Below are 11,706 nucleotides of genomic sequence, written 5' to 3' on the forward strand. Positions count from 1 at the left end.
GCCCACCGAGGCCGAGGTGGAGACGGAATGGCGCAACAGAGGCTTATCGAACAGTTCAATCTGCGTTCCCGGCTGCGCTTCAATATCGATCGGGGCGAGATCTGGCTGGACGAGAATCGCATGTTGCTGTTCCACGCTCGCGCGATGGGCGCGTTGCGGCGGGAACTGTTTGACTCCCTTGGGGTGGAGCGCGCTCGTGGGCTGCTGATTCGCATGGGCTTCGCATCCGGACAACAGGATGCGGAGCTGGCGAAAAAACTCTACGGTGCGGGCGATCCGTATGACGTGTTTCGCATCGGCCCCGAGTTGCATGCCTTCGAAGGGCTGGTCAAGGCGACCATCACGCAGGCCGAGCTCGACTGGGAGCGGGGCAGTTTTGTCGGCGAAGTGGATTGGGAGAACTCCTGGGAGGCCGACTCCCACCTGCAGCAATTCGGTATCGGTGACGATCCGGCGTGCTGGAGTCTGGTCGGTTATGCCTCGGGTTACGTCACCCAGTTCTTCAACCGCTTCATTGTTTTTCGCGAAACGTCCTGTATCGCCAAGGGCGACCACCAGTGCCATATTGTCGGCAAACCCGCCGAGGCCTGGGGCGATGACGCGTACCTGGACTACTTCAAGCCGGACAACCTCCAGGGTCAGCTCGATGAGATGCGCGAGGAGCTTTCACGCCTGCGCCGGTGTGCGGTCGAGTCGGCCGGTAACCTGATTGGCGCTTCGACCGGCTTCCGGGCCGCTTTCGATCTGGTCAGCAAGGCCGCCAGCAGTCCGATCACGGTGCTCCTGCTGGGTGAGACCGGGGTCGGCAAGGAGATGTTTGCACGCTGGATCCACGAGCACGGCAGCCGCTCCGCGCAGCCCTTCGTGGCGGTCAACTGTGCGGCCATACCCCACGACCTGATCGAGTCCGAGCTGTTCGGCGTGCAGAAGGGCGCCTACACGGGGGCCCAGTCCTCGCGGGCGGGGCGGTTCGAACGGGCCCACGGGGGCACGCTATTCCTTGATGAGGTGGGCGACCTGTCGCCCGCGGCCCAGGTGAAGCTGCTGCGGGTGTTGCAGACCGGCGAGGTGGAACGCCTCGGCGACGAGCAGACACGCAAGATCGACGTACGCCTGGTGGCGGCGACCAACGTGGATCTCCAGCAGGCGATCGCGGACGGGCGTTTCAGGGCCGATCTGTATTACCGGCTGGCCACCTATCCGGTGGTGATTCCGCCGCTGCGCGAGCGCCGCAGCGACATTCCGCTGCTGGCGGCGTCGCTCCTCGAAAAGTATGAGGCTTCGTACCACAAGAAGCTCCAGGGCATCAGTGACGGGGCGATGCAGGCGCTGTCGGCCTACCAGTGGCCGGGCAATGTGCGCGAACTGGAGAACCTCATCGAACGCGGCGTGTTGCTGGCACCCAACGGGGGCTTGATCGAGATCGACCACCTGTTTGCCGGTGGTGCGCCGGTCATCCCCGGCGGTGCCGGAGTCGATCATGCGGGCGTCGTCGGCAATGAGGATGAGGCGAGCCGCAGCCGTTTGTGCGAAGCGATCCTGCGTGACGGCTTCAAGCTCGAGCAGCACGAAGCCCACCTGCTGGAGCTGGCCGTCCGGCGTGCCAACGGCAATCTCACCCACGCTGCACGACTGCTCGGGATCACCCGTCGCCAACTCGCCTACCGCTTGCGCCAGGGCGCCGTCCCCGCCGCCTGATACCTCTCGCCGCCACCTTGGGCGGATCCCCCGTCGCTGTGCTTCGGGCCGACACGCCCCGGCCGAGGTCGCGATGACGGACTGACGCCCGACCGTCAGGGCGTTCGGCCCGCCTTCCACCAGATCCAGTCCCCGCGCCCGCGTAGCCAGTGTTCGATGGCTACGCGGGCGTTTCCTTGTCGCCTCTGATTGTTGCATTGCAGCTTGACGCTTTTGTCAGGCGAAAGGGGGAATTGGACCAAAGCGTCAGGCCTGCGGACGGGTCGATTTTTCCGCTCACATATTTATCCATATAAATCAGTTGCTTGGTAGCGTGGCACGGCGTGTGCATTAGTAATGCTTAGCGCGGCATTAACAGGGTTGATTCAAGCCGCCGATTGACAAACGCGTCGATACACACAAGGAGGGGCCATGTCACACACGGTCAGGATTGAAGGCACGGGCGTCAGCTATGCCTGCGCGCCGCGCGAGTCGCTGTTGGAAGGCCTGAATCGCCTCGGGCTGCGCGGGATACCCATGGGGTGCAGGGGCGGTGGCTGCGGCGTGTGCAAGATCGAAGTGCTTGCCGGCGAATTTCACGCCCGCGTGATGAGTCGGGATCACGTCAGTGACGACGATGTCGCGCACCACAGGCTGCTGGCCTGCCGTGTGTACCCCTCCAGCGACCTTTCCCTGAAGGTGATCGGAAAACTGCAGAGAAAGGTCTGCCATCCCGCTTCCGTTCGCTGATTTTTCCGTTCGATATATCCACAAGAAAGAGGAGATGAGATATGGCACTCACTGGTGTTCTTCGCCCTGGCCATGCCCAGGTTCGCGTGCTTGATCTGGAGGAGAGCGTGCGCTTCTATCGCGACGTGCTCGGGCTGGTCGAGACGGGGCGCGATGCGGAAGGGCGGGTCTATTTCAAGTGCTGGGATGAACGCGATCACAACAGCTACGTGATCCGGCAGGCCGACCGTGCCGGGCTGGATTTCTTCGGTTTCAAGGTGCTCGACAAGGCGACCCTCGACAAGCTCGACGCCGATCTGCAGGCCTATGGTCTTGCCACCGAACGCATCCCCGCGGGCGAGATGCTGGAAACCGGCGAGCGGGTGCGCTTCACCCTGCCCTCGGGTCATGTGATGGAGTTGTATGCCGACAAGACCTCCATCGGCAACGGTCTTGCGGAAGTGAATCCGGCGCCGTGGGGGCCGCAGCGTGAGCATGGCATTGCACCGGTGCGGCTTGACCATGCACTGCTCTACGGCCCGAACGTCGCCGAGGTGCAGAAGATCTTCACCGAGGTGCTTGGCTTCTACCTCGTCGAGCGCGTGCTGACTCCGGACGGTGAAGGCAATGTGGCGATCTGGCTGTCCTGCTCGCACAAGGTCCATGACATTGCCTTTGCCGAGTATCCGGAGCCGGGCAAGCTGCATCACTGCTCCTTCCTGATGGAGAGTTGGGAGCAGGTGCTGCGCGCCGGCGACATCATGTCGATGAACCTGGTGCCGGTGGACATCGGCCCGACCCGCCACGGTGTTACCCGCGGCTGCACGATCTACGCCTGGGATCCGTCAGGCAACCGCTTCGAGACCTTCATGGGCGGCTACCAGCCTTATCCCGACTATGGTCCGCTGACGTGGACCTTCGACAACTTCGGCCAGGGTCTCGACTACCCGCAGCGCAAGCTGCACGAGACCTTCCTGACTGTTGTCAGCTGAGCGTCCGATGAGCGTCGATTCCCTCGCGATGGACACCACCCGGCGCTTCGTCCGCATCTGCGGCGAGCGCGGCAATGGGTTCATCGAATTCGAGTTTGCCATCGGCGAGGCGGAGATCTTTGTCGAGATGATCCTCACCCGTGAGGCACTCACCGAGTTCTGCGCCGCCAACCGGGTCGAGATCTTGCCGCCCCGCGATCCCGATGCCCCCCAGGGCGACTGGGACTGGCGTCTTGCCGATGCCACCCACACCCGTTTCAGACAATCACAGTAGCAGGAGAGACACCTCATGCAGATCGACCTTCGCACGGTTGCCATCGAGCCGCAGCGCAATGCGTTCGACCACCTCGTCCGCCGTTTCGGCGACAAGCCGGCCTCGCGCTACCAGGAGGGTAGCTACGACATCCAGGCGGCGGAGAACCTTCACTATCGTCCCACCTGGGATCCGGATCAGGCGCTCTACGACGAGCGCATCACCCGGATCGTCATGAAGGACTGGTACGCACTGAAGGACCCGCGCCAGTTCTACTACAGCACCTACACTCTGACGCGCGCCCGCCAGCAGGACACCACCGAAGCCAACTTCGCCTTCGTCGAGTCGCGCGGGCTGGCCGCAATGATGGTGCCCGACCTGGCTGCCACCGCGCTCAAGGTGCTGATGCCCCTGCGTCATGCCGCCTGGGGTGCCAACCAGAACAACACCTTCATCTGTGGCTACGGCTACGCCACGGTCTTCACCCAGCCCTGCATGTACCACGCGATGGACAACCTGGGCATCGCCCAGTATCTGTCGCGCCTCGGCTTGCTGCTGGGCGACACCGAGGCGCTGGAGGAGGGCAAGCGTGCCTGGCTCGACGATGCAGCCTGGCAACCACTGCGCCGCTACGTCGAGGACTGCATGGTGGTGCGCGATCCGTTCGAACTGTTCGTGGCGCAGAACGTGGCGCTGGACGGTCTGCTGTATCCGCTGGTCTATGGCCGGGTGGTGGATGACGACTTCTCGGTCAAGGGCGGCAGCGCCGTGGCCATGCTCACCCAGTTCATGACCGACTGGTTCGACGAGACCCGCAAATGGGTCGATGCGGTGCTCAAGGTGGCTGCAGCCGAATCCGACGACAACCGCACCCAGCTCAGGCAATGGATCGCCGACTGGAACTGTCGTGCTGCTGCAGCCATGGTGCCGGTCATCGAGATTGCACTTGGCGTACGGGCCGACGAGGCCGTGGCCGAACAGGTCGAAGCCTTCAAGGCGCGCATCCGCAAAACCGGCATCGATCTCTGAGAGGCCCCCATGTCAACCGTATTCATTGCCCTGCAAGCCAACGAAGATACCCGTCCGATCATCGACGCGATCGCGCTCGACAACCCGGCTGCGGTCATCAATCGACAGCCGGCGATGGTCAAGATCGACGCGCCTGACCATCTCGTGATCCGGCGCCAAACCATCGAAGAGCAGGTTGGCCGCGCCTACGACCTGCAAGAGCTGCAAATCAACCTGATCACCCTCTCGGGCAACGTGGATGAAGACGAAGACACGCTGACCCTGACCTGGAATAGCTGAGCAAGGAGCCCGCCATGGACATGAAAGCCACCAAGAAGAAACTCGGTATGAAGGAGCGCTATCGCGCGCTGACCCGCGATCTCGGCTGGGAGCCCAGCTACCAGGACAAGGACGCGATCTTTCCCTACGTGAATTACGAGGGCATCAAGGTGCACGACTGGGACAAGTGGGAAGACCCTTTCCGCCTGACCATGGATGCCTACTGGAAATACCAGGCCGAGAAGGAGCGCAAGTTCTACGCCATCATCGACGCCCATGCGCAGAACAACGGCCACCTGAACATCACCGATGCGCGCTATCTGTCGGCGCTGAAGATCTTCCTGCAGGCCATCAGCCCCGGCGAGTATGCCGCGCATAAAGGCTTTGCCCGCGCCGGGCGCGAGTTTCCGGGCGTCGGCACCCAGGTCGCCTGCCAGATGCAGGCGATCGACGAACTGCGCCACGCGCAGACCCAGATCCATGCGATGTCGAACTACAACCGCTACTACGACGGCTTTCATGCCTTCGCCGATGCGCGCGACCGCATCTGGTACACCTCGGTGGCGCGTTCCTTCTTCGACGATGCGATGTCGGCCGGCCCCTTCGAATTCATGATCGCGATCGGCTTCTCGTTCGAGTACGTGCTCACCAACCTGCTGTTCGTGCCCTTCATGTCGGGCGCGGCCTACAACGGCGACATGGCCACCGTCACCTTCGGTTTCTCGGCCCAGTCGGACGAGGCGCGCCACATGACGCTCGGGCTGGAATGCATCAAGTTCATGCTCGAGCAGGACCCGGACAACCTGCCCATCGTGCAGGCCTGGATCGACAAGTGGTTCTGGCGCGGCTTCCGCGTGCTTGGCCTGGTCAGCACGATGATGGATTACATGCTGCCCAAGCGGGTCATGTCGTGGCGCGAGGCGTGGGAGATCTACGGTGTCGAAAACGGCGGCGCGTTGTTCAAGGATCTGGCCCGTTACGGCATCCGTCCGCCCAAGGGCTGGGACGACGCCGAGAAAGCCATCGACCACATGTCGCACCAGTTCATGCTGGGGCTGTACCAGTGGAGCTTCGGCACGTCCTTCCACAGCTGGATTCCGTCCGACGAGGACATGGACTGGTTGTCGGCAAAGTACCCCGACACCTTCGACAAGTATTACCGCCCGCGCTGGGCACACATCAAGAAGCTCAAGGCGGCCGGCACGCCGTTCAAGAACTATGGCCTGGCCAGGCTGTGTCAGTGCTGCCAGTTGCCGAGCGTGTTCACCGAGCCGGACGACCCGACCCTGACCTGCCACCGCGAGACGGTCTACAAGGGCGAGAAGTACCAGTTCTGCTCGGACGGCTGCATGGACATCTTCGAAAACGAGCCGGAGAAGTACATCCAGTCCTGGCTGCCGATGCCGGCCCTGTTCAGCGAGCTCGGGGGCGATGTCGGTGCGTGGATGAACTGGGTCAGCCTGCGTGATGGTGACGACAACGGCGATTACGACGGATCGACCGACCAGAAGCACTTCAACGAATGGCGCGGCCTCGCGACCTCCAACCTCTGATGTGAAACCGGCGGTAGCGGGTGGCCCCGGCGACGGGGCGCCCCTGCCGCGAGAAAAGGATCTTCGAGATGACAGTCAAATCAATGAAAGACTATGTCGGCGTATCGCGCGATCGCGTCGAGAACTTCAACGGCAAGCAACTGGTGTATGTGAGCTGGGACCATCACCTGCTGTTCGCCTCGCCGTTTCTGCTGTGCCTGCCGCCCGAGACGCCCTTCGCAGAGCTGGTAAGCGGACCGCTGACGGCCTTGGTGCAGCCCGACCCGGACGCCGCTGCGGTGGACTGGAGCACGGTGGAATGGTTGAAGGACAACGCGCCCTTTACCCCCGATTTCTCCCGCAGCCTGGCCGCCAACGGCATCGGCCACAAAGACCAGATCCGCTTTCGCACGCCGGGTCTGAACGCGCTCCTGAACGCAGCGTAAGGGCAGGGCCATGAGCTACGAGCTGACCATCGAGCCCCTGGGCCAGACCATCGAGATCGAGGAGGGGCAGACCATTCTCGACGCCGCATTGCGTGCCGGCATCTATCTGCCCCACGCCTGCTGTCACGGTTTGTGTGCAACCTGCAAGGTGCAGGTCGCCGACGGCGAAGTCGAGCACGGCGAAGCCTCGAGTTTTGCGCTGATGGATTTCGAGCGCGACGAGGGCAAGTGCCTGGCCTGCTGCGCCCGGGCCGAGAGCGACCTCGTGATCGAAGCCGAGATCGACGAGGACCCCGATGCCGAGAATCTGCCGGTGCGGGATTTCGACGGCACCGTGAGCCGCATCGAGAGCCTCACGCCCACCATCAAGGGCGTCTGGATCAAGCTCGACAAGCCCGAGGGCATGCGCTTCCAGGCCGGACAGTATGTCAACCTGGCCTTGCCTGGCGGCATCGGCAGTCGTGCGTTCTCGATTGCCAGTGCGCCCTCCGTGGCGGGCGAAATCGAACTCAACGTCCGCATCGTGCCGGGCGGCGAGGGCACGACCTATGTGCATGAAAAGCTGCGCGCCGGCGACCGCATCCGCATCGCCGGCCCCTACGGGCGCTTCTTCGTCAAGAAATCCGCCAATGTGCCGGTGATCTTCATGGCGGGCGGCTCCGGCTTGTCGAGCCCGCGCTCGATGATCCTCGATCTGCTGGAAGGTGGCTTCGACCAGCCGATCACGCTGGTCTACGGCCAGCGCAACCGCGACGAACTCTACTATCACGACGCGTTTCTCGCGCTGGCCGAGAAGCACCCCAACTTCCGTTACGTCCCGGCGCTCTCGCACGAGCCCGAAGGCAGTGGCTGGCAGGGTTTCCGCGGCTTCGTCCACGAGGCGGCAAAGGCAGCCTTCGATAACGATTTTCGCGGCAACAAGGCCTACCTGTGCGGTCCGCCGCTGATGATCGAGGCTTGCATTGCCACCCTGATGCAGGGCCGCCTGTTCGAGCGCGACATCTACACCGAGAAATTCATCTCGGCCGCAGATGCGCAGCAGGTGAGGAGTCCGCTGTTCAAGGCCATCTGATCAATGCCGGGTGGATGGCCATACAGATTTCTGCCTGGCATGTTCACCCGACAGAAAAGCCCGACAGGGTCATGTGCGTCGGCGCGCCGGTGGTGCTGGCATGGTCATCGTTGTGTTGGAGCGATGGCGTGCTCCGTTTGCCGCGATGACGGCAGGTCGGCCATTGCTGACCTTCAACCTGCCGCTTGGGTCGGTCAGCAATGCAGCAGTTACTTGCCGCTCAGCCGTAAATCGCGTTGAGTGGCAGCTTCTCATACATGAGCAAGAAGGAGGCTCGCGAAATGTGCTCTCAGGAGGTGGTATTTAGGTCCGGCCCCGACTTTTCGCTGAACGCATGCGTTGGCGGCAACACCGGCAGCGATGACGACTATGGGTATGTCGTAGGGTTCGCGCAGGCGGCCCTCGCTTTAATTGCTGTGGCCAAACTGCAGTACTACGTGTCCCCGGATACGGATGAGCAGGTTTTCGTCTATCAAGATGCGCTTATCTACCCCATCTGCTTCAACGCGCGCCATCACATCGAGCTATTCCTGAAACGCCAGATCCAACGTGTATCCGGCCTGCGCCAAACGCCCTTCGATCAGTCCCTTCTTGGCGAACATGACCTCGGTCGTCTGGTCGAGGAATTCGCGAGGCTGTGCGAGCTCGCCGACAGGCGTCTTCAGATGCATCTGCAGCCCCTTTGGTCGTCCATAGAAGCGTTTGCGGAGATCGACCCCACGGGACAGACGTTCCGGTATCGCCGGTCCCGAACGGATGAACTGCATTTGAACCAGTTGCTGCACATCAACCTTGCGCCGCTGGAGCAGACCTTCAGGAAACTGCACGAGGGCACCGAAGAGTTCGAGCGCCAGGTTGATGCTTTGAGCTATGAGTACGCCCAAGGAACTGTCACGCCCGAACTATCTCGATCTGAACTGGAGCAGCTAGCAAAGGCACTGCCTCCTCGCGCCACTTGGGCAACCGATCCCAAGTTCAATGTGGTCAAGAAAGAGTTCATTGACAGGTTCGGCCTTTCAGGGAACGCGTTCTCGCGGGCGGTGGACCTCATCCAGAAGCACTATGAGTTTGCCAAACACATTGGCATCGAGCTGTCGCTGCCTTATGTCGATGCCAATCGATTGCGCAAGCTCGTTGCGCTTGAAGCCGACGGACCGCTTCTCGACGCCATCTCCGTTAACGAGTGGGCTGCGTTGGAGGCGGTCTACGAGGTCGGACACCTAGATACCTACTCCGACTTGTTCGCTCATCGCATCCGACAAGCCGAGGCCGGTGAGCATCGGGCGGCGGCGCGTGCTCATGACGTGGTTCGCTGGGTCACATCGGGCACCCAGCGTTTTCGTCGCGGACTACTCAAGCTGTGCCAACAGTCCCTAGTGGCGCAACTTGATGCCGGCTTGGTTGCTCGGAAAGGACTAGCAAAGGGTAACGAAGAGGAAGCTGTTGCTGCGTTCAACAGGCGCGTGATTCAACACTTCTTTGAGCGTCGGGCGACCCCATCCTGACCGCCACGCGGTCGGAGTATGTCAGACCTACCCCACATACCAAGCCGGCGGCTATCCTTCCATACTTCGTCGCAGGGAGTGCGTACCGTGGAGATAGCAGCTAAGAAGACAGGGGCCGAGCCGGCCGATCTGCCGAGACTTATCCAGGACGTTCTGGCAGAGCTGGGATATGACGCGGATGCTACGGCGGTGGCCGAGCGAGTTCGACGCTTGGACATCGGCCTGCCGGTTGAGGACGAGTTCTCGGTTGTGTGCGCCTGGCTAGGGCAGTGCCAGCTCCTTCACAAGCTCGACCAGCATCAGGTGCCTATCGCCTCCAAGCAGGAGTTCCAGGTGCCCGATCTGCTGGCCAAATTCTCGGCCCAGACCAACAAGTCCCCCGTACTGATCGAGGTGAAGTCGAAGAAGAACAAATTCCTATCGTTCAAGCCCGAATACATGGGTCGCCTACAGAACTACGCGGATCTGGTGGGCATGCCGTTGCTGGTGGCATGGAAGTTCCACAGCCTCTGGATGCTGTTCGAGGCAAGGCATATGAAGAAGGCCGACAAGAACTTCAACATCACGCTGGAGACCGCGATGCGGGAGAACCTTCTTGGCGTTTTGGCAGGCGACGTCGCCTACAAGATCGGCGCCGGCGCTGGGGTGCATCTCCGCTTCCGCAAGGACAAGCTGCTCGGCACCGAGAAGACCGACGACGGCTACACGGAGCAGTGGGCGATGACCGCCGATGACGTGACCTTCACCGACCGCGAGGGCAACCGTCTGGAGAACCTCGACGGCGAGGTTCAGTCGCTATTCACCGCGTGGGACCTGAAGGAGCTGGAGGAGCACACCCACTCGCACGTCCATCTGCACTTCGTCGCCGGAGACGAAGGAGTGCAGTTCGCCCACACGGCCCTCGTCCACCTGCTGAACTGGGAGTCGCCGCACCGTGGGCGGCCGCACTGGCGCGGCCTGCTGCGGAAAGAACAAGTTACCGCGAACGTGGCAAATTTCTCGGCTGCATTAGAAGCGGCTTTCCGGCAGAAGGTAGTGTCTCACGTATTCCATGTGCGACCACATGCCATGCCGGCGTTCCTGCTCACCGCTGAGCCAGGCTGTGACTCGCATCAATGAGAAAAGCCGGTCAAGCTGAAGACAAAGTGGATTGATTGCTCATGACGCAGGACAACGGTACGGATCCCTTCAGTATTTCTCTACTTCAGGCAGTTAGTGACTGGCAACGCGGCGGCGATGTCAAGCAAAACAGGCGCCGTGGTCAGGCCCTGAAGGAGGCATGCTGTTACCTCCCGGATCGTTATCGTACTTGCGCCTTGGCTTGCTTTAGGCAGGTCGGCCTTGAGAAGGGCAGTGTGTGGAACCTCATTGGTGAGGATCGCCTCACCGAGAAAACATCCTCCTGGACCTTCGACATTGAGGTCGCCAAGGAGTTTAAGAACGGCGTACCGCCCGATGGCCAGGGATACCAAGGCGTTATCTTCTGCATCAATCCCCCTCCATCAAGTCGAGTCATCGTCAACTTGCGGGAGCTATACCAGAGTCCGGCGTTCTGCGCCGCGATGGAAAGAAGCAAGTCGGTCATCAGAGGCTTTGCGGACGGAGCCGGTCGTTACTGGGATCGCCAAAGCGAGGTCGTACTGGAGATCGACGCAGTGGCCCAGGAGGACATCTACTCGCTGGGTGGTCACTCAAGCCCGTTCGAGCAACTTGTAGCCCACGCCGCAGAGCTCACCTACGGGCGTGTTGTCACTCCAGAGGAGGTGGAGGCGCTGCTGCTGACGGCGGAGCACATCCGACCGCAGGCGGGCCCCAAATGGCTGAACCCAGAGGCTACGAAGCGAGTCCTCGCCAGAACCAAGCCGAAGGCGGAGGCACTGGGCGAGATTAAGCGTGGCCGGGAGGCCCAGAGTTGAAAGCAAAGAGGGCCACCTTGGTGGGGGTGGTTCTTTCGCTTCAAGTGGTGCGGTAATAGGAGGCGTGATGAATCGCTCCCGACCTTCGCATTACGAATGCCTGGCTCTACTCGAACTACCTGTCGGCAGTTAGACATAGAGCAGACATACGACCAACTGCGGTCGTGCGACTCCTTCGGCCGAGGACAGGTCGTCGGCCGAAACGGTCGTTCAGCTTGCGCTGAACGACCGGCTGCGATCAACCCTATTGATGCCCTTCAGCGTGCTCCCGGCCTGAACACGCGGGGCCACGGCACA

The 11,706-nt window shown here is 61.8% G+C and carries 12 protein-coding genes; all 12 read left to right on the forward strand.

Annotated features, from left to right (window positions below; all coding sequences use genetic code 11):
• Positions 1–27: 27 nt before the first annotated feature.
• The 12 genes from AC3A35_RS05485 to AC3A35_RS05540 all read left to right on the forward strand — a co-directional run bounded on the left by AC3A35_RS05485 (position 28) and on the right by AC3A35_RS05540 (position 11,409).
• Positions 28–1,698 (forward strand): sigma 54-interacting transcriptional regulator, encoded by a 1,671-nt coding sequence (locus AC3A35_RS05485; RefSeq protein WP_487434908.1) that lies wholly within the window; start codon positions 28–30, stop codon positions 1,696–1,698.
• Positions 1,699–2,109: 411 nt separating this feature from the next.
• A complete protein-coding gene (locus AC3A35_RS05490) occupies positions 2,110–2,427 on the forward strand; it encodes a 2Fe-2S iron-sulfur cluster-binding protein (protein WP_487434909.1) in 318 nt (105 codons plus the stop codon).
• Positions 2,428–2,468: 41 nt separating this feature from the next.
• On the forward strand, positions 2,469–3,398 hold the full coding sequence (locus AC3A35_RS05495) for a catechol 2,3-dioxygenase (RefSeq protein WP_487434910.1): 930 nt from the start codon (positions 2,469–2,471) through the stop codon (positions 3,396–3,398).
• 7 nt (positions 3,399–3,405) lie between these two features.
• Positions 3,406–3,672 carry a phenol hydroxylase subunit gene (locus AC3A35_RS05500; RefSeq protein ID WP_487434911.1) on the forward strand — a complete coding sequence of 89 codons (267 nt, stop codon included), beginning with the start codon at positions 3,406–3,408 and terminating at the stop codon, positions 3,670–3,672.
• A 15-nt stretch (positions 3,673–3,687) separates the two neighbouring features.
• On the forward strand, positions 3,688–4,680 hold the full coding sequence (locus AC3A35_RS05505) for an aromatic/alkene monooxygenase hydroxylase subunit beta (protein ID WP_487434912.1): 993 nt from the start codon (positions 3,688–3,690) through the stop codon (positions 4,678–4,680).
• Between the two features lie 9 nt (positions 4,681–4,689).
• Positions 4,690–4,959, forward strand: coding sequence for an MmoB/DmpM family protein (locus AC3A35_RS05510; protein WP_487434913.1), 270 nt, complete (start codon positions 4,690–4,692; stop codon positions 4,957–4,959).
• 14 nt (positions 4,960–4,973) lie between these two features.
• Positions 4,974–6,491 carry a YHS domain-containing protein gene (locus AC3A35_RS05515; protein WP_487434914.1) on the forward strand — a complete coding sequence of 506 codons (1,518 nt, stop codon included), beginning with the start codon at positions 4,974–4,976 and terminating at the stop codon, positions 6,489–6,491.
• A 68-nt stretch (positions 6,492–6,559) separates the two neighbouring features.
• Positions 6,560–6,916 (forward strand): phenol hydroxylase subunit P4, encoded by a 357-nt coding sequence (locus AC3A35_RS05520; protein WP_487434915.1) that lies wholly within the window; start codon positions 6,560–6,562, stop codon positions 6,914–6,916.
• A 10-nt stretch (positions 6,917–6,926) separates the two neighbouring features.
• Entirely contained in the window at positions 6,927–7,988 is a 1,062-nt protein-coding gene (locus AC3A35_RS05525; RefSeq protein ID WP_487434916.1) for a 2Fe-2S iron-sulfur cluster-binding protein, read from the forward strand.
• A gap of 257 nt (positions 7,989–8,245) precedes the next feature.
• Positions 8,246–9,493 (forward strand): hypothetical protein, encoded by a 1,248-nt coding sequence (locus AC3A35_RS05530; RefSeq protein ID WP_487434917.1) that lies wholly within the window; start codon positions 8,246–8,248, stop codon positions 9,491–9,493.
• Between the two features lie 87 nt (positions 9,494–9,580).
• Positions 9,581–10,612 carry a hypothetical protein gene (locus tag AC3A35_RS05535; protein ID WP_487434918.1) on the forward strand — a complete coding sequence of 344 codons (1,032 nt, stop codon included), beginning with the start codon at positions 9,581–9,583 and terminating at the stop codon, positions 10,610–10,612.
• 41 nt (positions 10,613–10,653) lie between these two features.
• Positions 10,654–11,409 (forward strand): hypothetical protein, encoded by a 756-nt coding sequence (locus tag AC3A35_RS05540; RefSeq protein WP_487434919.1) that lies wholly within the window; start codon positions 10,654–10,656, stop codon positions 11,407–11,409.
• The last annotated feature ends 297 nt before the right edge of the window (positions 11,410–11,706 follow it).

The sequence above is a fragment of the Azoarcus sp. Soil_N_20 genome (genome assembly GCF_057656155.1).

What these genes read in the sequence shown, in the direction of transcription:
- AC3A35_RS05530 (WP_487434917.1), top strand. Translation starts at nt 8,246, where the DNA reads ATGAGCAAGAAGGAGGCTCGCGAAATGTGCTCTCAGGAGGTGGTATTT.
- AC3A35_RS05515 (WP_487434914.1), top strand. Translation starts at nt 4,974, where the DNA reads ATGGACATGAAAGCCACCAAGAAGAAACTCGGTATGAAGGAGCGCTAT.
- AC3A35_RS05495 (WP_487434910.1), top strand. Translation starts at nt 2,469, where the DNA reads ATGGCACTCACTGGTGTTCTTCGCCCTGGCCATGCCCAGGTTCGCGTG.
- AC3A35_RS05490 (WP_487434909.1), top strand. Translation starts at nt 2,110, where the DNA reads ATGTCACACACGGTCAGGATTGAAGGCACGGGCGTCAGCTATGCCTGC.
- AC3A35_RS05520 (WP_487434915.1), top strand. Translation starts at nt 6,560, where the DNA reads ATGACAGTCAAATCAATGAAAGACTATGTCGGCGTATCGCGCGATCGC.
- AC3A35_RS05540 (WP_487434919.1), top strand. Translation starts at nt 10,654, where the DNA reads ATGACGCAGGACAACGGTACGGATCCCTTCAGTATTTCTCTACTTCAG.
- AC3A35_RS05505 (WP_487434912.1), top strand. Translation starts at nt 3,688, where the DNA reads ATGCAGATCGACCTTCGCACGGTTGCCATCGAGCCGCAGCGCAATGCG.
- AC3A35_RS05525 (WP_487434916.1), top strand. Translation starts at nt 6,927, where the DNA reads ATGAGCTACGAGCTGACCATCGAGCCCCTGGGCCAGACCATCGAGATC.
- AC3A35_RS05485 (WP_487434908.1), top strand. Translation starts at nt 28, where the DNA reads ATGGCGCAACAGAGGCTTATCGAACAGTTCAATCTGCGTTCCCGGCTG.
- AC3A35_RS05500 (WP_487434911.1), top strand. Translation starts at nt 3,406, where the DNA reads ATGAGCGTCGATTCCCTCGCGATGGACACCACCCGGCGCTTCGTCCGC.
- AC3A35_RS05510 (WP_487434913.1), top strand. Translation starts at nt 4,690, where the DNA reads ATGTCAACCGTATTCATTGCCCTGCAAGCCAACGAAGATACCCGTCCG.